We start from the raw sequence: 24,942 nt of genomic DNA, 5'->3' as shown, positions 1-24,942 counted from the left end.
ATTCATCTTTAATTTATATTTGGAGAAAGTTGTATGCGCCCTCGTGCCATAGTTTTGTTATCTGGCGGTTTAGACTCAACAACTTGTTTAGCATGGGCGCAAGCACAGTATGACTGTACAGCGCTCAGCTTTATGTATGGTCAACGCTCAACCACTGAGCTCGATGCTGCACGCGAACTTGCGAAAAAAGCAGGCGTAGAACATCGTGTCATTAATATCGACTTAGGTAATTTGGGTGGTTCTGCGTTAACAGACCATAGCATTGATGTTCCAGATCATGAACAAGTCGGTATTCCTGTAACTTATGTTCCAGCACGTAACACGATTTTCTTATCTTATGCCCTAGCAGCAGCAGAAGTTTTAGATGCCGAAGCCATTGTGATTGGTATTAATGCTGTTGATTATTCAGGGTATCCTGACTGTCGACCTGAATTTATTGAGGCATTTGCCAACATGGCTCGCCTTGCAACCAAGGTTGGCGTTGAAGGAAAACCTCTTAAATTTGAAACACCTCTGTTACATTTATCCAAAGCAAATATTATTCGCTTAGGTATAGAACATGGCGTAGACTATAGTCAAACGGTGTCTTGCTACCAAGCAGATGACCAAGGACGTGCTTGTGGGAAATGCGACAGTTGCCGTCTTCGTAAAGAAGGTTTTGCAGATGCTGGCGTAGCAGACCCAACGCGTTATATACCGTAACGACAAGGTACAGTTTATGAAAAATTTAAAATCAAACATTTTGCTTTCTACATTGGTGTCTGCAGCTGCATTGTTCGCTACAGCTTCAAATGCTGCTGAATCGAACAAATTACAAGAAGCGTATAAAAGCAGCAATGTAAAATCGGCATTAATTAATGTTTGTAAAGAAGAAACTGCAAAAAGCAAAAAGCTTAGCGCAGCAGAAGTAAGTAAATACTGTACTTGTGCAGTTGAAGCTGATGGTAAGTTGACCAATGCACAAAAATGGGAAATCCAAAGTGCGATCAACCAAAAGAAAAGCCCATCTACTTTAGCTTTTGTACAAAAGCAAAATAAAGACTTGCAAACATGTTTCGGTCCACAGTTAACAGGTAAATTAAAATCTTTAACTGAAGAAGCAATGAAAGCTGCTCCGAAAAAATAATTCACTGAATGTGAATAAAGCCTGCTCTATGCAGGCTTTTTTATATGTTCAAAATAGATAGAATCTGAAAATATGCTCACCCAATGGAATACACGCGCCCAAAATCGCAAATTTGTTGCGTCATATAGTGGTGGAAAAGACAGCAGCCTTGCTTTATACCAAGCGATGCAAATGGGTGAACCTGTTGCATTAATTGTCATGTTAGAAGAGCAAGGTCTGAAATCACGCTCACATGGAATGTCTCTCGATATTATTCATGCACAGGCAAAAGCAATTGGACTTCCCATCTACAGTGCCTCTGCGACATGGCAAGACTATGAAAACCAGTTCATTCAACTGTTACGAAAAGCTCAAGCTCTTGGAGCAGAAAGTTTAGTCACAGGTGATATTGATTTAATGGCACATGCTGAATGGAATCAATCCGTTTGCGATAAAAGTGAGCTCAGCTTATGTATGCCCCTGTGGCAACGTCCACGTTCAGACATTGTGCATGAGCTTATTCAGCTTGGTTTTCAAAGCATCATCGTTACGGTCAACTTAAACTTAGGCATGAAGGCTGAAGACTTAGGTCAAGTACTTAGCCTTGAATATGTCGATAAACTGGTTGCAAGAGGCATTGATCCATGTGGTGAAGCAGGTGAATTCCACACTACGGTGATTGATGGCCCAATTTTCAAACATCCACTTTCAGTCGTTAAAGGTGATATTCTGTATCACGAAAATTATGCCTTTTTACCACTTGAATTAGAACACCGCGACATTTAAGGATAGAACATGACTGATACGATCCAACTTCCAAATCAGAACTTTCCAGCCACAACAGGTGAAATAAACTTAACTGAAGTGCCGACTGAGTGGCTAATTGTGTATTTTTACCCGAAAGATTCAACGCCAGGCTGCACAACTCAAGCCGTTGGTTTTTCATGTTTAAAAGATCAGTTTGATGCCTTACAAACCACGATCATTGGTGTTTCACGTGACTCGGTTAAAGCGCACCAGAATTTTACAGAAAAGCAGGCTTTAACCATTAATTTAATTAGCGACAAAGAAGAAGTGCTGTGTAAACACTTTGATGTGATTAAAGAAAAAAATATGTATGGTAAAAAAGTGATGGGTATTGAGCGCTCAACTTTTATTTTCCATAACGGTAAGCTGGTTAAAGAGTATCGTAAGGTAAAAGCTGCGGGACATGCTGAACAAGTTTTAGAAGACTTAAAAGCATTACAAGCTTAATGTACATAAGCCCGCAGATGCGGGCTTTGTTTTTTGTGATTTTTTAATTTATTGTTTTTTATTGCACATGCTTTTTATTTCGCAAGCAGTGAAATGGCGATTCCCCACATCACCAACGCGATGATCCCATCCAGTACATTCCACGCTTTCGGATTTGCAAAAATGGGGATAAGCACACGAGCACCATAGCCCAAAGCAAAGAAAAACAACCAAGATGCACACACAGCCCCTAGAGCAAAGTACGCAGGTTGCTCAAACTGTGTTGAAATAGAACCTAGTAAAATAACCGTATCCAAATACACATGCGGATTAAGCCAAGTCAGCGCCAAACACAGCAAAACAATATTCACTAGATGATGCTTTTCAATGGAACTTGCCTCCAAGCCCTGCTGTGATTTGAATGCCCGCAGTGCATGTTGGAATCCGTAACAAAACAGGAAAAGTGCCCCCGCCCATTTGGCAAACTGAATAATTTCAGGATAGTGCTGAAGCACTTTTGAAAAACCCGAAACGCCCAAGACAATTAAAATCGAATCCGACAATGCACAGACAAAACACACCCAAAAAACAAACTGCTTTTTAAGCCCCTGTTTTAGCACGAATGCATTTTGAGCACCAATGGCAATAATGAGGCTCATCCCGACTGCAAGCCCTTGTACATATGTACTTAACATTTTGACTTTTCAACTTAATTGATGATGTCAGGATTATCTTTCATTTTTAGTTAAATTAAGTATTATTTAGAAAATATCAATCTAACTAAAATATTTTTAGCTTAAAGTGAGTCCCGATATGCTGAATCATAAACAGTGCGACGCATTTTTAGCTGTGGCAGAAACAGGAAGTTTTGACCTTGCTGCTGAACAGCTATGCATTACTGCTTCAGCCGTCACTTTACGCGTACAAAGCCTAGAAAAAAGTTTGGGACATTTATTAATTGTGCGGGAAAGACCTTGCCGCCCGACACAAGCAGGTCAATCGCTGCTACATTATTTGCAACATAGCCGACTGTTAGAGCAAAGTTTCATTCAGAACCTCACGGGTCATATGAACACCTCTGCTTTTTATCAAATCAACATTGCAACCAATGCCGACTCCTTAGCGACATGGCTGTTGCCATTGCTACAGTCAACATTAATTGAACAAAAGATCGTGGTGCATTTTCAGGTTGATGACCAATCGCAAACCCATCACTTACTTGAAGCCGGTTTGGTGAATGCCTGCGTGACAGATGAATCACAAGCCATGAAAGGCTGTGTAGCCGAATACATTGGCGATATGAACTATCGTTTTGTCGCCACGCCAACTTTTGCACAGCAATGGTTTAAACAAGGCGTTAACCGAGAGTCTCTACGTGCAGCTCCTGCACTGATCTTTAACGCAAAAGATCAACTCCACACCTCGTATATCCAACAAAAGTTTGGACTCAATCCAACTCAATATCCACATCACTTTATTCCGTCTTCCAGTGCATTTTTTGATGCGGTTACGATGGGACTCGGCTACGGTTGGTTGCCCTATTACCAAGCCAAACCGCGTTTGCAGGATGGCTCATTGGTTGAGGTAGATCCTCAACTCAATATCGATTTGCCTTTGTATTGGCATCATTGGAAACAGCAGTCAATGCAGTTAAATCTGCTAACAGATCTCTTGATTGAACAGGCTCACGCAGCGATGAATTAAACAAGACCTGAATGTAGGTCTTTAAGATATGAAGCCTCTATTGCACTTTCCACTGCCCTGACAGTTGAATATTCACTTTTTCGCCTACACCTCCAATGGCTTTTTTCATGCCAAAGTCACTTCGGTTAATCACGGCGGAGGACTGGACATCCAGTAGATTGGCATTATTGGCACTCGGTTTTAGTGTGGTGCTAAAGCTAACTGGCTTGGTAATGCCGCGAAGTGTTAAGTTTCCGACAATATTATATTGACCACCACCCAAGTCTTTAAAACTGGTGCTTTTAAAATTGGCGCTTTTGTACTTAGATGCATAAAACAAATCTTCACCCAAAATCATATTTTTCAGTGAAGGCTTGCTCAAGCTTAGGCTATTTACATCCATGACAAAATTCGTCGAAGCATGCTGTGGTGCTTTGGCATCAAACTGCATGCTGGATTGCACCCGATTAAACTTAGCTCTTACAACGGTTACACCCAAGGATTTAATTTCAAAGCCTACATTACTCTGAGGCGTCAATGTCCATGACTGGGCTTGTACTTGAGTGCTGAATGCAAATGTAACACCTACAATCAGCAAAGCATTTTTAATGACTACATGACTTGCAATCTGATTCGTCTGTTGTTTTCTATCCATTGAACTTGATCCTTGTCGAAATTTTTTATTCGACTGAGAACCTTAGTCTAAATTGGATGGGTCCTGAGTTAAAAATTTGTGTTGTAACTGTTTATATATTTCACTTTGTTGGAATTTATGTAAAAACTCACTGGTTCCCAATGGAAATGCCTGCTCTAAAATTTCCCCACGATAATAAGCTTCACGAACGGGGGTTGCAGACATCGCATCTTGTAGGCTATCAAGCTCAACCATTTGCCACTCAGGAAAAAGCTGTAAATAATACGAGGAATCATCTTTAAAATGGCCAATCAGTCCAACCTTCGCCTCAGGTGTGACTACATGATTCACTAATTTTTTTACCAATTGCACCCATTTAACATCATTATAAACATCAATTACATGTACAAAGTGAATCCGTTTTTGATGTGCTTCTGAAAAGTTCGATAAAATCATTTCTTCACGTTCAGATACTAAAAATGGATTTTTCGTATTTCGTTCATTTTGCGCAGAGCCTAAAGCCAAAATGACATTTTGACTTTGCTCTAAAGCAATCTTGATGGTTTGCATATGTGCCAAGTGAAATGGCTGGAAGCGACCAATGAATACGAGATAATCAAATGTATATGGCATAAATCTTTTACTTTTTTATGAACTGGTCAGTTGTGTCGATCATAAAATTATGCGACATAATGAGTCCATAAAATTAAACCAAACTTTCTAGCAAGGATAGTACGATGACACTGAGCTGTATTCAACAACCTCATCAACATTTGAATGCAAAATTAGACAATGGCGTACTGACATTAGCCATTCACCGTCCTGAAGCAAAGAATGCGTTGTATGGCGAACTTTATTTATGGATCGCAAAAGCTTTAGATGAAGCAGATCTAGACAATAGTGTTCGTGCTGTCATTCTACGTGGTGAAGATGCGGACTTTACTGCAGGCAACGACATGCAAGATTTTATGAAATCTGCAGCGCAAAAAGGTCAAGCACCTGCGGCTGAAGGCCCTCCATTTATTTTACTTAAATCTGCGGCAAAATTTTCTAAACCGTTGATTGCGGCTGTACGTGGTGTGGCGATTGGTATTGGGGTAACGATCCTGTTACATTGTGACTTGGTTTATAGTGACAACACTGCCCTATTCCAGATTCCATTTGTTAGCCTTGGTTTATCTCCAGAAGGTGCTTCAAGCAAATTATTAGTAGAACAAGCGGGCTACCACAAAGCTGCTGAATTACTGCTGACCGCTCAGAAGTTTGACAGTGCAACGGCGGTTTCTGCAAACCTTGTGAACCGTATTGAAGATGATGTCTATGCAGCAGCTGCAAAAAAAGCGGCACAATTGTCTGCTTTACCCTTAGCCTCTTTAGTGCAGTCTAAGGCATTGATGAAGCACAATGTAAATGAAATTGTGGCTTGGATTGATCATGAAGCTGAAATTTTCATGGATCGTGTCGGCTCTCCAGAAATGATGGAAGCCGTATCAGCATTTATGCAAAAACGTAAACCTGATTTCACCCAGTTCAACTAATCCTTGAGCGCTGAATGACTAAAAACCACTGTGTTTCATATTACACAGTGGTTTTTTTATTTTCCGTCCCAACATATTTAAGAACCTATTCGGAAAACTTCTTATGTCAAACACTACAGAAAAAAAGCGTTACTTTGAGCCTGCGCCACAAGACATCGATGTCGAAAATTTTAAAAAAGTCATCCAAAGCCGCCGTTCGGTTCGCAAATTTACCAAAAAAGAAATTCCAACTGAAGTGCTTGATGACTGTTTAGATTTGGCCCTACTTGCACCAAACTCATCTAATCTACAGCCTTGGACTTTTTATGTGGTGCAAAACCCAACTAAGAAAAAACAACTGGTCAAAGCTTGCCTAAATCAGCTTGCGGCAAAAACCGCATCAGAACTGATCGTGTGTGTCGCGCGTACAGACCGTAATGATGAAATGGCAAAACGCAACATTACAGAGTTCCCTTTTCCTGAAGCGCCTGCAGCTGTACAGAAATATTATAAATTCATTCCTTATAACTATAAGACAGGTTACTTAAATGCACTGGGTAACTTTAAGAAAGTGGCTTTCAAAATAGCACGTAGCTTAGATAAACAACTGCCTGTAACCGCGTTTACTCAAGCCGATGCTAAACTTTGGGCAAGTAAAACCACAGCTTTAGCTTGCGAGAACCTAGTGCTAGCTTTACGTGCCTATGGTTTCGATAGTTGTATGATGGAAGGTTTTGATGAGCCTTTGGTACGTAAACTGTTAAATCTGAATGATCAACAATACCCTGTGATGGTGATTGGTGCAGGTGAGCGTGCAGAAGACGGTGTGTTTTTCCCGCAGTATCGTTTTGATCGTGAGTTATTTATTCAGAAGGTTTAATATGAGTTTTCTCAATGGAATCCTTTCATTAAAGTTTTAATTTCAGGATTAACCTTCGGTTCGACCTACTTTTCTTTCGGGAAAAGTAGGCAAAACCATTGTCATTCGCAAAACTCGTTCTATTCCGCCGTTTATCAATTTAGTCGCAGAAACTTTATCTGATCAATTAAGTCCTGCCTCAAACAGTTGCGAATGCCGTTAACGTGTCTCAAATATATTTTTAGATTCACCATTAAAGAACATCGACCATCTGAATAAACTCAAAAGCGGGTTCTTCATAGGGATGAATTAATTTTAAAGCCTTTGCCACAGCGACAGCTTTCTCCTCTGGAACAATGGTTTCTACCCGCCACTCTAGGACTTGCTCCAAAGCATCCACCTCACCTATAAACGGATTTGCTCCTTTTACAGGTTTAAACTGGCCTGTACCTAAGACCTGCCAAGCACAGTGTTCATAGTTTCCTATACCTCCGGCGCCTGCTTCAAAAATCGCAAGTTTAGTGTTTTCAAGATGGGATTCAGGGACATAGTAGATCAGTTTAAGCATTTCTATTTAAGTTGTATTTCATTAATATAAAAATAATAATATGAAGTGGTTAGTACAATGTCTAATAAAAATTCAAAAATAGATTTAGCTTTCACCGCAACTGAAAATCTTGCAGATGAAATACTCTTTAAAACTGCTAATACTTTTTTAGAAGATGCCGTTAAGTCCATTCCCTTTGCATCGCTTATTAGCAGTTCAATTCAGGCTTATACACAATTTCGAACGCTTAAGGAACAAAAACAGCTTTTAGCTTTTATTCAAGAAACAGAAACTAATAAACCTGATTTTATTAAAGATTTTTTTAAAGATAAAAACAATACTGAACTCGGTTTAGAAATACTAGGCATACTGGATCAAACCTAGGCGAATTCAAACATGAGGTGCGACAGTTTCAAAAGCCTTATGATAATCAACAAGCTGAGCAAATTTCTCTAATGGTGTAAGCCAATCTAACGCTTTTCTAGGACGAGTATTCAGTGACATGGCAACTTGATTTAAATAATGCTGATCTGCCTGATTTAAATCAATCCCTTTAGGTAAATATTGCCTAATTAAACCATTCATATTTTCGCATGTGCCTTTTTGCCAGGGTGAATGTGGGTCACAGAAATATACATCTATGCCTAAATCTTCTTCGAGTATTTTATGTTCTGACATCTCACGTCCACGGTCATAGGTCAACGTTTTACGCAGTTCTGCAGGTAAATATTTCAGAGCTTCAGTTAAAGCCTTGCGCACGGATTCTGCCTTTGCATCAGGTAATGTTGCCAAGATACAGAGCCGTGTATTTCGTTCAATAAGTGTTGCTATCGAACTTTTATTGTCTTTACCTTTAATTAAATCGGCTTCCCAATGACCCGGTATTTTTCTTTCTTGAACTTCGGCTGGGCGCTCATGAATAGTTTTAATATCCTGTAATATAGAATCTTTTTTAGGTTCACCGTTAGCTTTTCGCTTTTTATTTTCATGACGCAGACAGGATAATAAGTCTTTTTTCAACTCACCCTTTGGTAATGCTCGTATAGTTGAGTAAATCGTTGTATGGCTTACATTCATTGTTTGATCCAAATCAGGAAATGTCTTTAAACGCTTTGCTATTTGCTGAGGAGACCATAAACAACGGATCGCTTCAACAATAAATTTCCAAAGGATTGAATCGATTTTGAGTTTTCTATGACCACGTCTACGTCTAGCGAAGGTGTGATCAGAAGCATATCGGGCTTGATAAACGTCATTGATGCTATTTCTTTTAAGTTCACGATAGATCGTACTAGGATGTCTTTTAATAAGTTCAGCAAATTTTCTGGGTGAAAAGCCTTCTTTTCTTGATTCAAGCATTAATGCAGTACGATCTTCAAAGTTAAGATGATGGTATGACAATTTTATATACTCCATAAACCCTTTAAATTAATTAGGTGGTTTATGTCGCACTTCAAGTTTTACTCTGCCCTATTTAGAACATCAAGCTCGAATGATTGGACGTGCTACTTTATTAAAATATAATGGGAAAATATCTAAACAAGAATTTGATAAATATACTTATATTATTACCAAACTAAATAACCATTTGACCAATATCGTTGAAGAAACATACCAACTACATCAGCAACGTCTTTCAGATCCACTACAAACTCATTATCCTCCAAACTCGATTGATCTTCAGAATGCTAATATGGACTTACTTAGCTTCGGTTTTCTTATTTTCAATCAGCCACCTCATTGGGGTGATGAATACAAAAAATACTTGAAATCTCAATACACTGTTCAAGAGAAATTTCTTTACTTCTACCACAATATCTTCAAAGACTAATTCAAACACATGACCTGCGAAATGGATGTCGTTCGTTAGAGTGTGGGACAGGACGTCCCATCAGCCTAACAAAGTATTTTCATTCACTTGCAGAATATATTCTTCATACTTTAAAAGTAAATATCACCCTAATTAAAAAACCGCCTCACGACGGTTTCTTCATTCTTAAAATCACATCTGCAATGCATAACCCAAAATCAAAAAGATAAATTGCAAGCTTAAAATCACAGCAAACAACTTCCATCCTTTTTTACGCAACGCAGACTTATCGACTGCTTCGTATGTAACTGTTTTAATCATGTCATCACCTCATACATGAGTGTTGATACTGAAATTGTTTAGCAATCCATCTTTCTTCTATTTTGCATGATATTTGTGCATTTATTACACAATATCACTTTCACACAAATATAAAAGCAAAATCTAAACCAACATCAGCGGGAGAAATAAAAAATTAAAAAACAAAAAAAGATGATTCAATAAAAAAGCCACCCGAAGGTGGCTTTCAAAACACAGACTTCAGATTAACCAATGAACTTACGTGCATTGCGGAACATACGTAACCACGCACCGTCTTCTGTCCACTCTTCAGGCTTCCAAGAATGCTGTACAGCACGGAAGTTACGTTCAGGGTGCGGCATCATAATCGTTGCACGACCATCTTTCGATGTGACACCTGAAATCGCTTCTGGTGAACCATTCGGGTTCATTGGATAGTGCTGAGTTGGGTTCCCTTGGCTATCGACATAACGCAAGATTACTTGATTACCTGCATTTAATGCAGCCAAGTTATCCACGCTTGTCACTACACGGCCTTCACCATGTGCAACCGCGATAGGCAGGATTGAACCTTCCATACCTTCCAACAATACAGAGTTCGATTTTTCAACACGAACGTTAACTGCACGCGCTTCAAACATCTCAGAAGTGTTGCGATGGAAACGCGGCCAAGCTTCAGCCCCCGGAATCAGTGGCGCCAATTGCGACAACATTTGACAGCCGTTGCAAATACCAAGAGAGAACGTTTCGTCACGGTTGAAGAATTTTTCAAATTGGTCACGAAGTTTTGGGTTGAACAAAACTGATTTCGCCCAGCCACCACCAGCACCCATTACGTCACCGTAAGAGAAACCACCACATGCCACAAGACCTTCAAAGTCATCTAGGCTGATACGACCTGCGAGTAAGTCACTCATGTGCACATCTACAGTGTTGAAACCCACCTTGTCGAATGCTGCAGCCATTTCAACATGACCATTTACGCCTTGTTCACGTAAGATCACCATGTTTGGACGACGTTCGTTGATGTACGGCGCTTCGATTGGCTCATTCAAATCAAAGGTTGGTTTTGCAATAATACCAGCATGTGATTTGTCCGTGATCAATGCAAATTCTTGATCCGCTGTTTCTACGTTGTCACGTAGACGTTGGATTTGATGTGATACTTCAGTCCACGCCACTTGCAAGTCTGCACGTTCAAGTACTAAGCCATTTACCGTCAATTGATCGGTGTTGTTTACCGTACCAATGACCGCAATTGCATCGCGTAATGTAGATGCCGCAACTTCGTCTGCAAGTGTTTCCCAATCAGACGCGCTGATTTGAAGCACTGCACCAATTTCTTCTGCAAATAGACTTTCAGTTGATTGATCTGCTAAAGCTACACCAAGACGTGCTGCAAACATCATTTCCGCAACAGTTGCAAGCAAACCACCATCACCGATGTCGTGGTAAGCCTTAATTAAGCCGCGGTTGTTCCAGTCTTGAACCAATGCAAAGAAAGCTTTGAAGTCGTCAAAACTATCCACATCAGGTGTTACTGAACCAATGGCTTTATAAACCTGAGCAAGGATCGAACCACCTAGGCGGAACTGACCTTTAGAAAGATCAATACGGACAAGTACTGATTCTTCATTTTTCAATTCAGGCGTTAAGGTTTTACGTACATCAGTCACAGGCGCAAAAGCTGTGATTACACCTGACATCGGTGAAGTCACCGATTTGTCTTCGCCTTCATCATTCCAAGTCGTACGCATTGACAATGAGTCTTTACCCACTGGAATTGCAATACCGAGTGCAGGACACATTTCCATACCGATGGCTTTTACACCTTCGAATAAAGCTTGGTCTTCACCTTTTTGCCCTGCCGCCGCCATCCAGTTTGCAGACAATTTAATGTCACTGATCTGGTCGATTTTTGCAGACATAATATTTGAAATCGACTCTGCAACCGATAAACGTGCAGATGCCGCAGGATTTAACAAGGCAACAGGTGGACGTTCACCCATCGCCATGGCTTCACCTGTATAGCCTTGTAAGCTTGTTGTGGTTACTGCTGCATCTGCAACAGGAACCTGCCAACGACCTACAAACTGATCACGTGCAACCATACCTGTAATTGAACGGTCACCAATGGTGATCAGGAATGATTTCGATGCAACCGTTGGGTTTTTAAGTACACGGTAAATCGCATCTTTCAAATCTGTAACTTTAGATGCATTAAAGTCGTCGCCTTGACGTTCAATCGTTTCATACGAACGGCTCATACGAGGTGTGCCACCTAGCATGACTTGCATTGGCATATCCACGGCTTTGTTATCAAACAATGGATCGTTCACCGTCAATTGACGCGCTTCTGTTGCTTCACCTAAAACGGCAAACGGACAACGTTCACGTGCACATAATGATTCAAATAATTCTAAAGAACTTGGACGAATCGCCAACACATAACGCTCTTGCGCTTCGTTTGACCAGATCTCCATTGGAGACATGCCTGGCTCAAGCGAAGGAATCTTACGTAAATCAAGAATCGCACCCAGTTCGTGGTCATTCACCAATTCAGGCATTGCGTTCGAAACACCACCTGCACCCACGTCATGCACAGACACGATTGGGTTGAAGTCTTCCATACGCCAACATGCATCAATCACTTCTTGGCAACGACGTTCCATTTCAGGGTTTTCACGTTGTACAGAAGCGAAGTCTAGGTTTTCACCGAGTTTACCGCTGTCCACAGAAGATGCTGCACCGCCACCAAGGCCGATCAGCATTGCAGGACCACCAAGAACAATCAGCAAATCGCCCGGTTGAATCGCATCTTTTTCCACGTGGTCTGGACGGATGTTACCGTAACCGCCAGCAATCATAATTGGCTTATGGAAGCCTTTTAGATCACCATTTACATTTTGTTCAAATGTACGGAAGTAACCATTTAAAGCAGGACGACCAAATTCGTTGTTAAACGCAGCACCACCCAATGGGCCTTCAATCATAATTTGAAGCGGAGATGCCATACGAGATGGCTTGCCGTAGTTTTCTTCCCAAGGCTGTTCAAAACCCGGAATGTTCAAGTTAGACACAGTAAAGCCTGTCAAACCTGCTTTTGGTTTACCACCACGACCTGTTGCGCCTTCATCACGGATTTCACCGCCCGAACCAGTCGCTGCGCCAGCAAAAGGCGCAATCGCTGTTGGGTGGTTATGCGTTTCCACTTTCATCAGGATGTGAGCGGCTTGGCTCTTGTATTTATAAACGTGGTGACCAGTCGCTTCATCTTTCTTCGGATAGAAACGCTGAGTATCAAAACCAACAATCACCGAAGCATTGTCTTTATATGCTGACAATACGTCTGTCGGTGATTCTTTATAAGTGTTTTTAATCATTTGGAATAATGACAATGGTTGTTTTTCACCATCAATTGTCCATTCAGAACCAAAGATTTTATGACGACAGTGCTCTGAGTTTGCCTGAGCAAACATCATTAGTTCAATATCGTGCGGATTACGGCCGAGCTTGTTAAAAGCAGCCACTAAATAATCAATTTCTTCATCAGATAGCGCAAAACCAAACTCAGAGTTCGCCTTCACTAAAGCGTCTTTACCCTGACCTAATATGTCAATTGCGTTTAAAGGCTTTGGTGCAGTTTCAGAAAATAATGCAGCAGCGTCTTCAATTTGATTGAACACACTTTCAGTCATACGGTCATGTAAAACTTGTTTCACTGCATCCGATACTTCAGAAATACCTTTTAAAGTAAACAAAACACCGCGTTCTAAGCGGTGTATCGGGGTATTACAGTTGGCAAAAATATCCGTTGCCTTTGATGACCACGGCGAAATTGTGCCTACACGTGGCGTCACAAGGACTTGAACTTCATCACTTGTCGCTTGGCGAACTTGGAAGGTTGCGCCATCATTTAATAACTGCAAAGCAGATTGCTGTTGTTGCTCGTCGAGCGCTTGGTCGAAAAGGTAAACCCATTGGCTTTCTATTGATTGAACAGAACTAATAGACGATAGACGTATTAAAAGTTGTGTTTGCTTAAAAGAAGAGTGTGCAGGTGCACCGGCAACGATAAACATGCTGTTTTTGGCTCCACGGGCAGGTCTAGACAACCTACCTCAATGTGACTTGAAGAGAGCGCATATTCTACTGTGTATTGCCAAAATCAGCTAGTCGTCTACGACTTAAAAAAGTGAGATTTCTTTGTTTTAAAAGATCAATTTACTTTGACTTTAAAAATCAAACATGATTAGTAACAAATGTTTTAAGGGATAAATTTCAAAGATGCCCGACTTTTGGGCTTTTGTTGGGTTCTAAAAACCATTTTCAATTGATACTCAGGCTACAAATAAAGAAGTTGATAGCCTCCTTGAGAACAAACAAGACTGCTTTAAGATGTTCTATTTCCGAAAACTTCATACTGCGTAGATTAAAAGACAACTTATGTCGCAGCCCTCTAGAGCTCGTCACACTTTTTTGGCATGATGAAGCCAATAACTCACTGAATAACGATAAATGATGCAAATGCGTTGGTTAGAACTGCTCTCAACAGTTCGTATTGGAAGTAAAAAACAAAATACCGAATTGGCACGTAGCCCATTTCACAAAGATTATGATCGAATTATTTTTTCCCAAAGTTTTCGTCAACTGAACCGAAAAACCCAAGTCCATCCACTGACTCAACACGATGGCATTCATACTCGTTTAACGCATTCGCTTGAAGTCTCCTGTATTGGCCGCTCTCTTGGCATGCTGGCAGCGGAAAAGATCAAAGATGAACTACCAATGTGGATTTCCCCTGCCGATGTTGGAGCCATTATTCAAGCGGCTTGTTTAGCACATGATATTGGGAACCCACCGTTTGGTCATGCGGGTGAATATGCCATTCGTGAATGGTTTGACGATGCATCACATGGAAACTTTTTAGAGAAGCTTTCCGCAGAAGAACAAGCCGATGTGCGTCAGTTTGAAGGTAATGCCCAAGGTCTACGCTTACTGACTAAAATTGACTATCACCCTAATGATGGTGGCATGCGTCTGACTTATGCAACACTTGGGGCTTACTTAAAATATCCATGGTTGTCTAAAACCATCGAGTCACAAGGCAATACCCCTGCCAGTAAACGTGCCAAATTTGGCTGCTATCAAGCAGAAAAAGAAATCCTGCAACAAATTGCAGAGCAACTCGGACTGATTCAACTGGGTGAATATCACTATTGTCGTCATCCACTGACTTATTTACTTGAAGCCGCAGATGATATTTGCTACGCCCTGATTGACCTTGAAGATGGCATTATCTTAAACATGTTGTCTTATGAAGAAGTTGAACCGATTTTTTTAAGCTTGCTGGGTGAATACAGCGCACCAACTGAACTGTCGATGCCAGATACGACTTGGCAGCAAAAAATTGCAGCCCTGCGCGGACGAGTGATGAAACGTCTGGTTGAAGAAGTCACATCGGCTTTTGCTAAGCATCATTTTGAAATTTTAAACGGACAACTAGCTGGCAGCTTACTGCAATACTGCGCTGCTGATATTGAGTTAGGCATTAACCGTGCAAAGGATTTAGCCCGCGATAAAATATTTGAACACCCACAAAAAGCGGGTTTGGAAATTATTGCCCATCAAAGTTTACAAAACATTTTAGATGCCTTTATTCCGCTCACTACACCGCATAAAACATTGAGCTTTAAAGAACAACGCTTAATGGCTATTTTATGTCGTTCTGGTGCGCACTTTGGTAGCAACCACTATGAAAATATCATGCAGGTCTTAGATATTATTTCTAAATTTTCAGACCACCAAGCGTACAACTTGTCTCAAGAGTTACAAGGCAATAAGGCAGGATTAATTTAAATAAGTCATCAACATCCAGTTTGATGATAAAGCCATCAATCCGAACTCAATTTTCCGTGAGCCTTTTGCCTTTCTGCGCAATGCTCACTACTATGCAACCATTGATAAAAAAGTGAATCGCACAACATGATCGGATGTCTTATTGGTGAAGTCTTCGCACTAGAAGCACCCACCGTACTTTTAAATGTAAATGGTGTTGGTTATGAAATTGATACACCACTGACGACCTTCTGCCAACTACAAAAAGGCCAGAAAATCACCTTATGGACGCACCTTGCCGTGCGTGAGGATGCTCAACTGCTTTATGGCTTTTTGCATCAACAAGAAAAAATCATTTTTCGCACCCTATTAAAGGTCAACGGTGTCGGCCCTAAAATGGCTTTAGGTATTTTATCCACACTCAGTGTCGATATGCTCATTCATACTGTCGAACATGAAGATATCAACACACTGGTCAAAGTACCGGGGGTGGGTAAAAAAACCGCTGAACGCCTCATGATCGAATTACGTGATCGCTTTAAAGCGATGTCTTCAGGCACAGTACCAAGCAACTCAACTGTTGAACAAATCCAGTTCACAGGCAACTCTGCCGTGGCAGAAGCTGAAGCGGCCTTACAGTCTTTAGGGTACAAACCTTTAGAAGCACAGAAATTGGTCAATGCTGCAAAAGGTGATTTCACTGAAGCAAGCGACATCATCCGTGCTGCACTCAAATCGATGAATAAATAAAGCGCTTCAATCAAGACAACATTTGATACACGTAAGTGTCATTCGCAACTGTTCGAGTCAGGAGACATTTGCACATTAATGTTTCTGCGATATAGTCGATACGAACTTTCATTCGATGAGTTTTGCGAATGACGGTGGTTTTGCTTACTTTTGCCAAAACAAAAGTAAGGCGAACCGCAGGTTATTCCTGAGTTTCGCTTGAAAATGGAAAGACTCCGCCAAGGTATATACTTTCTTTTCTGACATTTTGCTACAAAGCATATTCACCTAAAGTTTAAATAATATATGCAAGACCGTCTCATCGGTGGTTCCGAAAAACCCGAAGATCATATCGACCGCGCTATCCGCCCGACCTCACTCGATGACTACATCGGTCAGCCCGTGGTTCGTGAACAAATGGAAATCTTTATTGGCGCAGCACGTGGTCGTGGTGAAGCCCTCGATCACACCTTAATTTTTGGTCCACCGGGACTAGGTAAAACCACACTTGCCAATATTATTGCCCGTGAAATGGGTGGAAACCTCAAGTCGACTTCAGGCCCCGTACTAGAACGGGCTGGGGATTTGGCAGCAATGCTGACCAACCTTGAAGAAGGTGATGTGCTATTCATCGACGAAATTCACCGTCTTTCCCCCGTGATTGAAGAAATTCTTTACCCAGCCATGGAAGACTACCAACTCGACATTATGATTGGTGAAGGTCCTGCGGCTCGTTCAATTAAGCTCGACTTACCCCCTTTTACTTTAGTTGCCGCAACCACACGTGCTGGACTCCTCACCTCTCCTTTACGTGACCGTTTTGGCATCGTGCAACGCCTTGAGTTCTATTCAGTCACTGACTTAACGCATATTGTGACTCGTTCAGCCAATTTGATGGATGTACCTATTACACGTGAAGGTTCAGCAGAAATTGCACGTCGTTCACGTGGTACACCGCGTATCGCCAACCGTTTACTACGTCGAGTTCGTGACTATGCGCAAGTCAAAGGTACTGGTGAAGTGACACAAGATATGGCTCAGCGTGCCCTCGATATGCTCAATGTCGATAAAGATGGTTTAGACACTTTAGACCGTCGTTATTTGAGTATGTTACTTGAACGTTTTGATGGCGGCCCTGGTGGTGTAGAAGCTCTGGCAGCAGCGATGGCTGAAGACTCAGGTACTTTAGAAGATGTGATTGAACCATATTTGATTCAACAAGGTTATGTCATGCGGACAGCCCGTGGCCGTATTGCCACCAATATGGCGTATTTGCAGTTTGGTATGACACCGCCCGAACCAAAAGAAAAATGATTAAAAAGGGAGTGAATCTCCCTTTTTCTTACTGATTTAAAATAATTTGAAGTCACTTAGATAAAGACATATAAGATATTAAAAATTGAATTGATGATCAGATTATCCTAAGTATGTTTATAGCTGTCATGTTATACACCGTTATAATTATTAGGTTCGACAATAAAACCCTGTACGACTTTTTTTGCTTTTAATTGAATGATTTTCCAATCCTGCAAATGAACACTTTGAAATATAGTAGTAACACGAGCTCTCATTTCAGGCTTCAAAACAAATTCCTGTTTACATTCACGTGCTATTGGATTTTCCGAATCTCCACATGTAATTAAGGTAAGTACCTTTCCTTTTTCATTTTTTTCAACATATAAATCATCTATATCGTATAAAGCATTAGACCCCGTATTTATAGCTATTAATTCCTTATTTCGTTTCACCCATTTAGGATGAGGAATATATTTCTGTAGACCATATTCATACTCATCACTAGGCAAATATATATCCCTAAAATTGAATTCCTCTAAATGTTTTTTTGATGTTATTTTTGTATCCAACGTTGAATTGATTAATTTCGTTGATAAATCGCCATTATAATGCCTATCTGCATATACACTTACACTTAGCCAATGATTATCAGGCAAGTTAATTTCTGCATTATATTGTTCGCTTGAATAAGGTGATGCTTTATAATAATCGACTAAAACCAATCCATCGGTATAACGCATATCAAACCCAAAGACCTGAATTTTAGATTGATAGGTCCGCGTCTTGCGTTTATATTTCTTACCTGTTACGAAACCTGAATTATCGTCATATTCAACCCAAGGCGCTTCTCTACCAAGGTTAACAGGCTTCCCTCCTAAATCGCCTACACTATAACGTGCGCCATATTGGTCGCGTGGTGTTATAAACTCTTGAGTTTCTAGTTCTTTATTAGAGTCACAAGCTATTAATATAAATGCGCTAAGAGTTATTCCTAAAAGCTTCTTTGCCATAAAACAACTTTCTCTTATTTTTTTATGTTAGTTAGTAAAGACTATGGACTTACCTTTTCCACTTCACTAAACAAGCTACATGTCTGATTTACATACTTCACCATGTCGAATATCGGAATTCAGAATATATCTGAATTGTGCAAGATACTTAAACTAGCCTTACTCTGAATCTTGTTCAATTTACATCACCCTCACCTCTTCGACCAGCATTAACTCACACGCCCCATTTCCTGTGTCTGTCCGACTCAGTGAACTGCGCCATGTCCAACCATCAGTCGATTTAACTTCAACCAGTTGCCCTTTTAAATAAACCATGTCGTCTACATCAATATCTGCAAGTTTTTGTGCAACAACTTTATTGGCTGGGATCAAATGCGTATTGGCACTACTCGAGGCAATGTCATTTACTGGAATGGGTGGATTGTTCTCATAACGCCAATAATACCAACGATTACTTTGTGTAATAGATAGTTGCTTGTAGACTTCAGGCTTCGCCATCTCGTTCCAACCCAAAGCAAAATCCACAGGACTTAGCTCTGCTTCACGACCCATCCTATAGTTTTCACGCGCCAACACACGAAACTCTCCCGCATATGGTTCTAAGGAAGTAATTGTGTAGCCTTCAACTTGCTGTACATTTTCAGTTGGTGAATATAACTCTAAACTTCTGCTTCCTTGCTCAGGCTTAAGCCAATATGTCCACAGCACAAATGCCACAGCCAAAATAAGCAGCAGCTTAAAACAACCATTCATTCCCTTATCCTTATATTTTTATAGCCATACAGCGCTTAACTCCCGCAACAGCCATGAATCACAATATTTGACATCTTGTGCCATTGGAGTGAAATCTCATAATGCTAAACTGCGACGCATTAGTACTTTGACGTGCACCAATTTTAAGACCCTGTCCTTAAATATAAAAGCGCCAAGTCAATCTAAATCGACTCGTACAACTGGAAAACGGAATACTCTCATGGCGAATAAATTTGAATTCAACATTCGTGTCTATATTGAAGATACTGATGCAGGTGGCATTGTTTACCACGCCAATCATATTCGCTTTATGGAGCGTACCCGTACTGAGTGGTTACGAGCTTCTGGTGTAGATCATTACTGGCATCAAAAAGACTATAACTTCGTTGTACACAAAATTAATGTGAAATATTCACGTCCAATTTTAATGGATGATTTAATTACTGTTACAGCAAGTGTTGTTTCGTGTAAGGCTACGTCATTTGTGTTGCAACAAAATATTTATCGTGGTGAAATCATGCTTGCATCTGGTGAGGTCGAATTGGCATGTATCAGTTCAGAAATGAAACCACGTCGACTTCCCGATGAAATCCGCGAACTGATTCTAAAAGAATTAGGACAAGACTAAAAAAATTATTGGCACATGTAGTAACTATGGCAACTCAACTCGAATCATCTCTTCAAGTTTCAGATCTAATATTACAAGCAAGCCCAGTCGTACAACTGGTAATGCTGGCTTTACTTTTGGCCTCGCTGTTTAGCTGGTATCTGATTGCCAAGTTACACATGAGTTATAAAAAAGCACAGGCAGACGATGACCATTTTCAAAAAATTTTTTGGTCAGGTGCTGAACTGAATACGCTGTATAACAATGCGCAACTTAACTCCAAACGTGTCGGCCTTGAGGATATTTTTTATCAAGGTTTAGGCGAGTTTTTAAAACTAAAAAAACGCAATGCTGCTCCAGCACAAACCATTGAAGGCACAGAACGTATTTTACGCGTCGGTCTAAGTCGTGACCAAAGCCAACTTGAACAAGGCTTAGGTGCTTTGGCCAGCATTGGTTCTGTGGCCCCGTATGTTGGCTTATTTGGTACCGTTTGGGGCATCATGAATGCATTCATCGGTTTAGCAGACGTAGATCAAGTCACCCTTGCAACGGTTGCACCTGGTATTGCTGAAGCCCTCATTGCTACAGCGATTGGTTTATTTGCAGCGATTCCTGCAGTATTGGCATTTAACCATTACACAGGAAAAGGTGAAACGGTTTACTCCGATCGTGCTTTATTTGCAGAAGAAATGGTTGCGTTATTACAACGTCAGTCTTTGGGTGAAACTAAGGAACATGACTAATGGCAATTCAACGTTCAGGACGCTTCGAGCGCATTAAGAAACCACTAAAAAGTGAGATGAACGTCGTCCCATATATTGACGTCATGCTCGTATTATTAGTGATTTTTATGGTCACCGCACCCATGATTACCAGCGGCATCAATGTCGATCTTCCTCAGGCCAATGGCAACCCCATTGAATCAAAAGATGCACCTGCAATGGTCAGCTTAGATAAAGAAGGTCGCTATTTCCTTAAATATAAAACACACAGTTCAGCTGAACCTTTGGCTTTATCTGAATTGACGTCTATTTTAAGTGAAGCACAGCAACAAGCTCAGGCTGAAAATAAAACTTTAACCGTTGTTGTGGAAGGTGAACAGTCACGCTCTTATGGCGAAGTCATGTCGCTCATGAACAGCCTCCAAGAAGCGGGTCTCAGCCAAGTTGGATTACTCACAGAGCCATTAAAGTAATTTATGAAAGATTTTAAAAAGCCACCTTTTAAACAAAAAGCCATCGCGCTTGGATTTACCGTTGGTGTCCATGTGATTGCTGTTGTTGGCTTACTTTATCTTGGTATGAGTAAACCACCAGAGCCACCGAAGCAAATTAGAACTGTGCTCATCAAACCTGAGGACTTAAAGCCTGTTACGCTTGAAGAAACAGAGTTTACGGAAACAGCACATGAAAATGTCGCCAAAGAAATCACACAAACTGCCCCGCCCGCTGTAGAGCCTGCACCTGTTATCCCAACAGCACCACCTATAACACCCGTTGTGCCAAAAGTCGACTCTCAAAAAGCAGCAGCGGATGCTAAAGCTGCTGAAGCGGCAGCGCGTAAAGCTGAATTACAGCAGCAGATTCAGGCACGTGCAAAGGCTGAAGCTGAAAAACTACAAGCTCAGCAAGAACGTGCTGCAGCCCGTGCAGCGGAGCAAGCTAAAAATGCTGAGAAAACCAAAGCAGATGCAGCGGCGAAAGCCGAAGCAGACGCCAAACGCCGAGCAAACTTAGAAGCATTGAAAAAAGCAGAGGCAGTACAAAAAGCGAAGCTAGAGGCACAAAAGAAAGCGGATCTCGCTAAAAAGCAGAAGCAAGACGCTGATACAAAGGCCAAAGCCGATACGGACAAAGCGAAAGCCGCCGCTGATGCAAAAGCCAAAGCAGACGCCGATAAAGCCAAGGCAAATGCCGATGCTAAAGCTAAAGCTAAAGCAGATGCAGCGAAGACCAAAGCTGACGCTGATGCGAAACGTAAGGCTGATGCGGATAAAGCTAAAGCAAATGCTGACGCAAAAGCCAAAGCTGATGCCGAAAAAGCCAAAGCCGCCGCTGATGCCAAACGTAAAGCCGATGCCGAAGCCAAAGAGCGTGCGGCTGAAGAAGCACGTGCTTCATCTGCAAAACAAGCTGCCGAAGAAGCCGCGCAAAAGAAAGCTGAAGCAAAGCAAATTGCTTCAACAGCAAAGCGCGACTTTGAAAATAAAATTAAGCGTGCTTGGGATACCCCAGCAGGTTCAACGGGTAAAACCGCGACTGCACGTGTCACGCTTTCGGATAGTGGTGCTGTACGCTCTGTGATCGTGAGCTCCAGTGACCCGGACATGAAAGCCAGCGTTGAAGCAGCTGTTCGTTCTGCTGCACCCTATCCAATGCCTTCAGATCCAGAAGCACGCCGGCAAGCACAAAGCTTTACCTCATCCTTTACTGCGAAATAACCCAAATCCCTCTGAACAGTCAGGGGGATTTTTCCAGCCATATCCACAGTATTTTTAAGTACTCAAATGACGTATTTTAAATACGTTTAATCTGTTTTAGCTTTCAATAACAATCCGTGCAATATCTTTAATTTCAGTCGATATTTCACTCCATACAAGCGAGTCGCCACTCCCCCTTATCACACATATCTACCTATGCGTTTTTGTATTTACGCTTCAACGACTTAATTCTTACTCATTTTTCACAGTGTTATAACAGATCAGTCATAATTTCATGCTTTTAATATTAGAAAATCATGCCATTATGTAGAACAATTAAACCCACAATAAAAGCCGTTTGTTTGAGTAAATAACGAATGATGGAAATGACGCGTAAACACCTTCTTAGCCTAGCCATTTTAACTGCTTTCAGCCCAGTCTTTGTGACGCAAGCGCATGCTCAGCTTCATTTAGAAATTGCAAAAGCACCTGAAGAAGCGCCTAAAATTGCAATCGTACCTTTTAGCAATGACAGCAGTCTCTATCCCATTATTGAAACGGATTTAAACCGCTCAGGGAAATTTACCAGCGCTTCAAAAAGTTTACCTGCAACGGCCAGCATGAATAATCCGAACGCAGCCAACTGGCAAGCAGCAGGTGTTCCATATGTCGTTACAGGAACAGTAAAAACCACTGAAAATGGCAGCTATGAAGTTCATTACCAGCTGTATGATGTCCAAAAACAACAATATCTTTTAAATGAATTATTAACTGTTCCAGCATCACGCGTTCGTTCTGCTGCACACATGATTAGTGATGCTATTTATCAAGCATTAACTGGTATTCCTGGGGACTTTAGCGGTCGTATTGCTTATGTGCTACGTAATCCTGCTACACCAGAGCAACGCTATACTCTACAAATCGCGGATACTGATGGTGAGCAACCACGTACAATTTTAACCTCACGCGACCCCATTTTATCGCCTGCTTGGACACCAGATGCCAAGAAAATCGCTTATGTATCGTTTGAAACCAAACGCCCTGCAATTTATGTCCAAGACCTTTCCACAGGTGCTCGCGAAAAGCTTGCTAGCTTCCGTGGTCTAAATGGTGCACCAAGCTTTTCTCCAGACGGCAAAAGTATGTTGTTCACCGCTTCTATGCATGGCAACCCAGAAATTTACCAAATGAACTTGGAAACCCGTCAACTGCAGCGTATGACCAACGACAGTGCAATTGATACTGAAGCGCGTTATGCGCCAGATGGTAAGTCATTTATCTTTACTTCTGATCGTGGTGGTTCTGCACAAATTTACCGTTATGACTTGGCAAATAGCAGTTATAACCGTCTGACCTTCCGTGGCGCATTCAATGCACGTGGTACGCTCAGTGCCGATGGCAAAAAACTGGCACTGGTTCACCGTCCAAGCGGCAGTAACTATAAAGTCGCTATTCAAGATTTAAACTCAAGTGTCACCAATATTTTAACGCCAACCAGTTTGGATGAATCACCAAGTTTTTCCCCAAATGGGCAGATGGTAGTCTATGCAACGCGTGAAGGTTCACGTGGTTTGTTGTCGATCATGTCACTGGATGGCCGTTTCCGTATGAATTTACCAAGTGAACAAGGTGAAGTCCGTGAACCTGCTTGGGCACCCAAATAACTTTTTAATGACTAGACATTTAATAATCATCAATTTTCATGGAGATGAAGAATGAAATCGATCAAACTTTTAGCCCTTCCAATCTTAGCGACTGCTCTTGTAGTTACAGGATGTGCGAGCCGTAAACCTGCTGCAACAATTGAAGCAGGTCAAAACCCAAATGGCTCAACCACAGTCAATACTCAAGGTCTAAGTGAAGATGCAGCTTTAAATGCACAAAATCTTGCAGGTGCATCGGCAAAAGGCGTAACTGAAGCCAACAAAGCATTTTTAGCAAAACGCGTTGTACATTTTGACTATGACAGTAGCGACCTCAGCAATGATGATTACCAAACGCTACAAGCTCATGCGCAGTTCTTAATGGCAAATGCAAATTCGCGTGTGGCGTTAACAGGTCATACCGATGAGCGCGGTACACGTGAATACAATATGGCATTGGGTGAACGTCGTGCCAAAGCGGTTGAAAGTTTCTTAATCACCACAGGTGTGAGTCCGAACCAGCTTGAAGCAGTTAGTTACGGTAAAGAAATGCCAATCAATGCAGGCCATGACGAAAATGCATGGAAAGAAAACCGTCGCGTAGAAATTAACTACGAAGCAGTGCCACCACTTTTAAAATAATGCTGGTATTACAACTGAAATAAAAAAAGCGCTCCTTTCGATGAGCGCTTTTTTATGACTTAAACTCGCTCAGGCTTGGGATTTTCATCAGATTCTTCAGTATGTTGCATAGATTCAATCATGTCATGTTTATTGAACTTTTTATACTCAGCCTTTGCTTCGTAATCTTGCCACGCTTTTTTCACGCTATCGTCTGAAATATCATCTAAGTTAATCCCTTCGCTCGGCGTTGGAGTCGCATCAAATTTTTGCGTTGTCATTGTTGTGCTCCTATTTTTACCTGATATTCCTTCCATCAACATAGCACTTTCCAC

Annotated in this window: 28 protein-coding genes; 18 read left to right on the top strand and 10 right to left on the bottom strand. The window is 41.3% G+C overall.

Annotated features, from left to right (window positions below):
- Nucleotides 1-33 precede the first annotated feature (33 nt).
- The 4 genes from queC (at nucleotide 34) to AC4CVD_RS06105 (ending at nucleotide 2,359) form a co-directional block, all read left to right on the top strand.
- Complete coding sequence (gene queC, locus AC4CVD_RS06120; RefSeq protein ID WP_004980579.1) at nucleotides 34-702, top strand: 7-cyano-7-deazaguanine synthase QueC; 669 nt, start codon at nucleotides 34-36, stop codon at nucleotides 700-702.
- A 16-nt stretch (nucleotides 703-718) separates the two neighbouring features.
- A complete protein-coding gene (locus tag AC4CVD_RS06115) occupies nucleotides 719-1,126 on the top strand; it encodes a hypothetical protein (RefSeq protein WP_004693833.1) in 408 nt (135 codons plus the stop codon).
- A gap of 72 nt (nucleotides 1,127-1,198) precedes the next feature.
- Nucleotides 1,199-1,891, top strand: coding sequence for a Dph6-related ATP pyrophosphatase (locus AC4CVD_RS06110; protein ID WP_236769983.1), 693 nt, complete (start codon nucleotides 1,199-1,201; stop codon nucleotides 1,889-1,891).
- Between the two features lie 9 nt (nucleotides 1,892-1,900).
- Nucleotides 1,901-2,359 (top strand): peroxiredoxin, encoded by a 459-nt coding sequence (locus AC4CVD_RS06105; protein WP_058869344.1) that lies wholly within the window; start codon nucleotides 1,901-1,903, stop codon nucleotides 2,357-2,359.
- A gap of 74 nt (nucleotides 2,360-2,433) precedes the next feature.
- On the opposite strand, the gene AC4CVD_RS06100 is transcribed toward AC4CVD_RS06105, so the two are convergent.
- Nucleotides 2,434-3,033 (bottom strand): LysE/ArgO family amino acid transporter, encoded by a 600-nt coding sequence (locus AC4CVD_RS06100; RefSeq protein ID WP_490752445.1) that lies wholly within the window; start codon nucleotides 3,031-3,033, stop codon nucleotides 2,434-2,436.
- 118 nt (nucleotides 3,034-3,151) lie between these two features.
- On the opposite strand from AC4CVD_RS06100, the gene AC4CVD_RS06095 reads away from it, so the two are divergent.
- Nucleotides 3,152-4,042, top strand: a complete 891-nt coding sequence (locus AC4CVD_RS06095; RefSeq protein WP_490752443.1) for a LysR family transcriptional regulator ArgP — start codon at nucleotides 3,152-3,154, stop codon at nucleotides 4,040-4,042.
- 37 nt (nucleotides 4,043-4,079) lie between these two features.
- Here the strand turns inward: AC4CVD_RS06095 and AC4CVD_RS06090 are convergent, their stop codons facing one another.
- Together AC4CVD_RS06090 and AC4CVD_RS06085 are read right to left on the bottom strand one after the other, a co-directional pair.
- Nucleotides 4,080-4,676 carry a YceI family protein gene (locus tag AC4CVD_RS06090; protein WP_490752441.1) on the bottom strand — a complete coding sequence of 199 codons (597 nt, stop codon included), beginning with the start codon at nucleotides 4,674-4,676 and terminating at the stop codon, nucleotides 4,080-4,082.
- A 42-nt stretch (nucleotides 4,677-4,718) separates the two neighbouring features.
- Nucleotides 4,719-5,288, bottom strand: coding sequence for a nicotinate-nicotinamide nucleotide adenylyltransferase (locus AC4CVD_RS06085; protein ID WP_490752439.1), 570 nt, complete (start codon nucleotides 5,286-5,288; stop codon nucleotides 4,719-4,721).
- Nucleotides 5,289-5,392: 104 nt separating this feature from the next.
- On the opposite strand from AC4CVD_RS06085, the gene AC4CVD_RS06080 reads away from it, so the two are divergent.
- Together AC4CVD_RS06080 and AC4CVD_RS06075 are read left to right on the top strand one after the other, a co-directional pair.
- Nucleotides 5,393-6,193, top strand: a complete 801-nt coding sequence (locus AC4CVD_RS06080) for an enoyl-CoA hydratase-related protein (protein WP_176537493.1) — start codon at nucleotides 5,393-5,395, stop codon at nucleotides 6,191-6,193.
- Between the two features lie 103 nt (nucleotides 6,194-6,296).
- Nucleotides 6,297-7,052, top strand: coding sequence for a nitroreductase family protein (locus tag AC4CVD_RS06075; RefSeq protein WP_490752437.1), 756 nt, complete (start codon nucleotides 6,297-6,299; stop codon nucleotides 7,050-7,052).
- Nucleotides 7,053-7,284: 232 nt separating this feature from the next.
- Here the strand turns inward: AC4CVD_RS06075 and AC4CVD_RS06070 are convergent, their stop codons facing one another.
- Nucleotides 7,285-7,599 (bottom strand): NGG1p interacting factor NIF3, encoded by a 315-nt coding sequence (locus tag AC4CVD_RS06070; protein ID WP_490752435.1) that lies wholly within the window; start codon nucleotides 7,597-7,599, stop codon nucleotides 7,285-7,287.
- Between the two features lie 57 nt (nucleotides 7,600-7,656).
- Here AC4CVD_RS06070 and AC4CVD_RS06065 point away from each other — a divergent pair, with 57 nt between their 5' ends.
- The gene (locus AC4CVD_RS06065) at nucleotides 7,657-7,962 is read left to right on the top strand and encodes a hypothetical protein (protein ID WP_490752433.1); all 306 of its coding nucleotides are present in this window, start codon (nucleotides 7,657-7,659) and stop codon (nucleotides 7,960-7,962) included.
- Nucleotides 7,963-7,968: 6 nt separating this feature from the next.
- On the opposite strand, the gene AC4CVD_RS06060 is transcribed toward AC4CVD_RS06065, so the two are convergent.
- Nucleotides 7,969-8,994 carry an IS30-like element ISAba125 family transposase gene (locus AC4CVD_RS06060; RefSeq protein WP_201702131.1) on the bottom strand — a complete coding sequence of 342 codons (1,026 nt, stop codon included), beginning with the start codon at nucleotides 8,992-8,994 and terminating at the stop codon, nucleotides 7,969-7,971.
- Nucleotides 8,995-9,070: 76 nt separating this feature from the next.
- On the opposite strand from AC4CVD_RS06060, the gene AC4CVD_RS06055 reads away from it, so the two are divergent.
- Nucleotides 9,071-9,409, top strand: a complete 339-nt coding sequence (locus tag AC4CVD_RS06055) for a hypothetical protein (protein ID WP_234951554.1) — start codon at nucleotides 9,071-9,073, stop codon at nucleotides 9,407-9,409.
- 171 nt (nucleotides 9,410-9,580) lie between these two features.
- On the opposite strand, the gene AC4CVD_RS06050 is transcribed toward AC4CVD_RS06055, so the two are convergent.
- Together AC4CVD_RS06050 and purL are read right to left on the bottom strand one after the other, a co-directional pair.
- Nucleotides 9,581-9,709 (bottom strand): KGW motif small protein, encoded by a 129-nt coding sequence (locus AC4CVD_RS06050; RefSeq protein WP_490752431.1) that lies wholly within the window; start codon nucleotides 9,707-9,709, stop codon nucleotides 9,581-9,583.
- Between the two features lie 224 nt (nucleotides 9,710-9,933).
- On the bottom strand, nucleotides 9,934-13,770 hold the full coding sequence (gene purL, locus AC4CVD_RS06045; protein ID WP_490752429.1) for a phosphoribosylformylglycinamidine synthase: 3,837 nt from the start codon (nucleotides 13,768-13,770) through the stop codon (nucleotides 9,934-9,936).
- Between the two features lie 436 nt (nucleotides 13,771-14,206).
- Here purL and AC4CVD_RS06040 point away from each other — a divergent pair, with 436 nt between their 5' ends.
- The 3 genes from AC4CVD_RS06040 (at nucleotide 14,207) to ruvB (ending at nucleotide 17,569) form a co-directional block, all read left to right on the top strand.
- Nucleotides 14,207-15,547 (top strand): deoxyguanosinetriphosphate triphosphohydrolase, encoded by a 1,341-nt coding sequence (locus AC4CVD_RS06040; protein WP_058869335.1) that lies wholly within the window; start codon nucleotides 14,207-14,209, stop codon nucleotides 15,545-15,547.
- 126 nt (nucleotides 15,548-15,673) lie between these two features.
- Nucleotides 15,674-16,276, top strand: coding sequence for a Holliday junction branch migration protein RuvA (gene ruvA / locus AC4CVD_RS06035; protein ID WP_125280477.1), 603 nt, complete (start codon nucleotides 15,674-15,676; stop codon nucleotides 16,274-16,276).
- A 285-nt stretch (nucleotides 16,277-16,561) separates the two neighbouring features.
- On the top strand, nucleotides 16,562-17,569 hold the full coding sequence (gene ruvB, locus AC4CVD_RS06030) for a Holliday junction branch migration DNA helicase RuvB (protein ID WP_087010806.1): 1,008 nt from the start codon (nucleotides 16,562-16,564) through the stop codon (nucleotides 17,567-17,569).
- A gap of 131 nt (nucleotides 17,570-17,700) precedes the next feature.
- Here ruvB and AC4CVD_RS06025 read toward each other — a convergent pair whose 3' ends face one another.
- Nucleotides 17,701-18,561: a hypothetical protein gene (locus AC4CVD_RS06025; RefSeq protein WP_490752428.1), complete on the bottom strand. Its 861-nt coding sequence runs from the start codon at nucleotides 18,559-18,561 to the stop codon at nucleotides 17,701-17,703.
- Between the two features lie 180 nt (nucleotides 18,562-18,741).
- Nucleotides 18,742-19,314 carry a hypothetical protein gene (locus tag AC4CVD_RS06020; RefSeq protein ID WP_490752426.1) on the bottom strand — a complete coding sequence of 191 codons (573 nt, stop codon included), beginning with the start codon at nucleotides 19,312-19,314 and terminating at the stop codon, nucleotides 18,742-18,744.
- 220 nt (nucleotides 19,315-19,534) lie between these two features.
- Between AC4CVD_RS06020 and ybgC the strand changes: the two genes are divergently transcribed.
- The 6 genes from ybgC to pal all read left to right on the top strand — a co-directional run bounded on the left by ybgC (nucleotide 19,535) and on the right by pal (nucleotide 24,628).
- Nucleotides 19,535-19,942 (top strand): tol-pal system-associated acyl-CoA thioesterase, encoded by a 408-nt coding sequence (ybgC, locus tag AC4CVD_RS06015; RefSeq protein WP_004693869.1) that lies wholly within the window; start codon nucleotides 19,535-19,537, stop codon nucleotides 19,940-19,942.
- 26 nt (nucleotides 19,943-19,968) lie between these two features.
- Nucleotides 19,969-20,667 carry a protein TolQ gene (gene tolQ, locus AC4CVD_RS06010; RefSeq protein ID WP_004693871.1) on the top strand — a complete coding sequence of 233 codons (699 nt, stop codon included), beginning with the start codon at nucleotides 19,969-19,971 and terminating at the stop codon, nucleotides 20,665-20,667.
- The gene (gene tolR / locus AC4CVD_RS06005; protein ID WP_004693872.1) at nucleotides 20,667-21,119 is read left to right on the top strand and encodes a protein TolR; all 453 of its coding nucleotides are present in this window, start codon (nucleotides 20,667-20,669) and stop codon (nucleotides 21,117-21,119) included. Before tolQ ends, tolR begins: the two co-directional genes overlap by 1 nt.
- A gap of 3 nt (nucleotides 21,120-21,122) precedes the next feature.
- Nucleotides 21,123-22,364 (top strand): cell envelope integrity protein TolA, encoded by a 1,242-nt coding sequence (gene tolA, locus AC4CVD_RS06000; RefSeq protein ID WP_490752425.1) that lies wholly within the window; start codon nucleotides 21,123-21,125, stop codon nucleotides 22,362-22,364.
- Nucleotides 22,365-22,723: 359 nt separating this feature from the next.
- The gene (gene tolB / locus AC4CVD_RS05995) at nucleotides 22,724-24,007 is read left to right on the top strand and encodes a Tol-Pal system beta propeller repeat protein TolB (RefSeq protein ID WP_490753490.1); all 1,284 of its coding nucleotides are present in this window, start codon (nucleotides 22,724-22,726) and stop codon (nucleotides 24,005-24,007) included.
- A 51-nt stretch (nucleotides 24,008-24,058) separates the two neighbouring features.
- The gene (gene pal, locus AC4CVD_RS05990; protein WP_004693879.1) at nucleotides 24,059-24,628 is read left to right on the top strand and encodes a peptidoglycan-associated lipoprotein Pal; all 570 of its coding nucleotides are present in this window, start codon (nucleotides 24,059-24,061) and stop codon (nucleotides 24,626-24,628) included.
- 59 nt (nucleotides 24,629-24,687) lie between these two features.
- Here pal and AC4CVD_RS05985 read toward each other — a convergent pair whose 3' ends face one another.
- On the bottom strand, nucleotides 24,688-24,888 hold the full coding sequence (locus tag AC4CVD_RS05985; protein ID WP_490752424.1) for an NF038105 family protein: 201 nt from the start codon (nucleotides 24,886-24,888) through the stop codon (nucleotides 24,688-24,690).
- Between the last annotated feature and the right edge of the window lie 54 nt (nucleotides 24,889-24,942).

Source organism: Acinetobacter sp. LipI_23, from assembly GCF_058243045.1.
Note: the sequence above shows the minus strand (reverse complement) of the source record. Positions and strands in the feature narration are given on the sequence as shown.

What these genes read in the sequence shown, in the direction of transcription:
- AC4CVD_RS06095 (WP_490752443.1), top strand. Translation starts at nt 3,152, where the DNA reads ATGCTGAATCATAAACAGTGCGACGCATTTTTAGCTGTGGCAGAAACA.
- ruvA (WP_125280477.1), top strand. Translation starts at nt 15,674, where the DNA reads ATGATCGGATGTCTTATTGGTGAAGTCTTCGCACTAGAAGCACCCACC.
- tolB (WP_490753490.1), top strand. Translation starts at nt 22,724, where the DNA reads ATGGAAATGACGCGTAAACACCTTCTTAGCCTAGCCATTTTAACTGCT.
- AC4CVD_RS06070 (WP_490752435.1), bottom strand. Translation starts at nt 7,599, where the DNA reads ATGCTTAAACTGATCTACTATGTCCCTGAATCCCATCTTGAAAACACT.
- tolA (WP_490752425.1), top strand. Translation starts at nt 21,123, where the DNA reads ATGAAAGATTTTAAAAAGCCACCTTTTAAACAAAAAGCCATCGCGCTT.
- AC4CVD_RS06080 (WP_176537493.1), top strand. Translation starts at nt 5,393, where the DNA reads ATGACACTGAGCTGTATTCAACAACCTCATCAACATTTGAATGCAAAA.
- AC4CVD_RS06040 (WP_058869335.1), top strand. Translation starts at nt 14,207, where the DNA reads ATGATGCAAATGCGTTGGTTAGAACTGCTCTCAACAGTTCGTATTGGA.
- purL (WP_490752429.1), bottom strand. Translation starts at nt 13,770, where the DNA reads ATGTTTATCGTTGCCGGTGCACCTGCACACTCTTCTTTTAAGCAAACA.
- queC (WP_004980579.1), top strand. Translation starts at nt 34, where the DNA reads ATGCGCCCTCGTGCCATAGTTTTGTTATCTGGCGGTTTAGACTCAACA.
- AC4CVD_RS06115 (WP_004693833.1), top strand. Translation starts at nt 719, where the DNA reads ATGAAAAATTTAAAATCAAACATTTTGCTTTCTACATTGGTGTCTGCA.
- AC4CVD_RS05985 (WP_490752424.1), bottom strand. Translation starts at nt 24,888, where the DNA reads ATGACAACGCAAAAATTTGATGCGACTCCAACGCCGAGCGAAGGGATT.
- AC4CVD_RS06090 (WP_490752441.1), bottom strand. Translation starts at nt 4,676, where the DNA reads ATGGATAGAAAACAACAGACGAATCAGATTGCAAGTCATGTAGTCATT.
- AC4CVD_RS06055 (WP_234951554.1), top strand. Translation starts at nt 9,071, where the DNA reads ATGATTGGACGTGCTACTTTATTAAAATATAATGGGAAAATATCTAAA.
- ruvB (WP_087010806.1), top strand. Translation starts at nt 16,562, where the DNA reads ATGCAAGACCGTCTCATCGGTGGTTCCGAAAAACCCGAAGATCATATC.
- AC4CVD_RS06050 (WP_490752431.1), bottom strand. Translation starts at nt 9,709, where the DNA reads ATGATTAAAACAGTTACATACGAAGCAGTCGATAAGTCTGCGTTGCGT.
- ybgC (WP_004693869.1), top strand. Translation starts at nt 19,535, where the DNA reads ATGGCGAATAAATTTGAATTCAACATTCGTGTCTATATTGAAGATACT.
- tolR (WP_004693872.1), top strand. Translation starts at nt 20,667, where the DNA reads ATGGCAATTCAACGTTCAGGACGCTTCGAGCGCATTAAGAAACCACTA.
- tolQ (WP_004693871.1), top strand. Translation starts at nt 19,969, where the DNA reads ATGGCAACTCAACTCGAATCATCTCTTCAAGTTTCAGATCTAATATTA.
- pal (WP_004693879.1), top strand. Translation starts at nt 24,059, where the DNA reads ATGAAATCGATCAAACTTTTAGCCCTTCCAATCTTAGCGACTGCTCTT.
- AC4CVD_RS06025 (WP_490752428.1), bottom strand. Translation starts at nt 18,561, where the DNA reads ATGGCAAAGAAGCTTTTAGGAATAACTCTTAGCGCATTTATATTAATA.
- AC4CVD_RS06060 (WP_201702131.1), bottom strand. Translation starts at nt 8,994, where the DNA reads ATGGAGTATATAAAATTGTCATACCATCATCTTAACTTTGAAGATCGT.
- AC4CVD_RS06105 (WP_058869344.1), top strand. Translation starts at nt 1,901, where the DNA reads ATGACTGATACGATCCAACTTCCAAATCAGAACTTTCCAGCCACAACA.
- AC4CVD_RS06085 (WP_490752439.1), bottom strand. Translation starts at nt 5,288, where the DNA reads ATGCCATATACATTTGATTATCTCGTATTCATTGGTCGCTTCCAGCCA.
- AC4CVD_RS06065 (WP_490752433.1), top strand. Translation starts at nt 7,657, where the DNA reads ATGTCTAATAAAAATTCAAAAATAGATTTAGCTTTCACCGCAACTGAA.
- AC4CVD_RS06075 (WP_490752437.1), top strand. Translation starts at nt 6,297, where the DNA reads ATGTCAAACACTACAGAAAAAAAGCGTTACTTTGAGCCTGCGCCACAA.
- AC4CVD_RS06020 (WP_490752426.1), bottom strand. Translation starts at nt 19,314, where the DNA reads ATGAATGGTTGTTTTAAGCTGCTGCTTATTTTGGCTGTGGCATTTGTG.
- AC4CVD_RS06110 (WP_236769983.1), top strand. Translation starts at nt 1,199, where the DNA reads ATGCTCACCCAATGGAATACACGCGCCCAAAATCGCAAATTTGTTGCG.
- AC4CVD_RS06100 (WP_490752445.1), bottom strand. Translation starts at nt 3,033, where the DNA reads ATGTTAAGTACATATGTACAAGGGCTTGCAGTCGGGATGAGCCTCATT.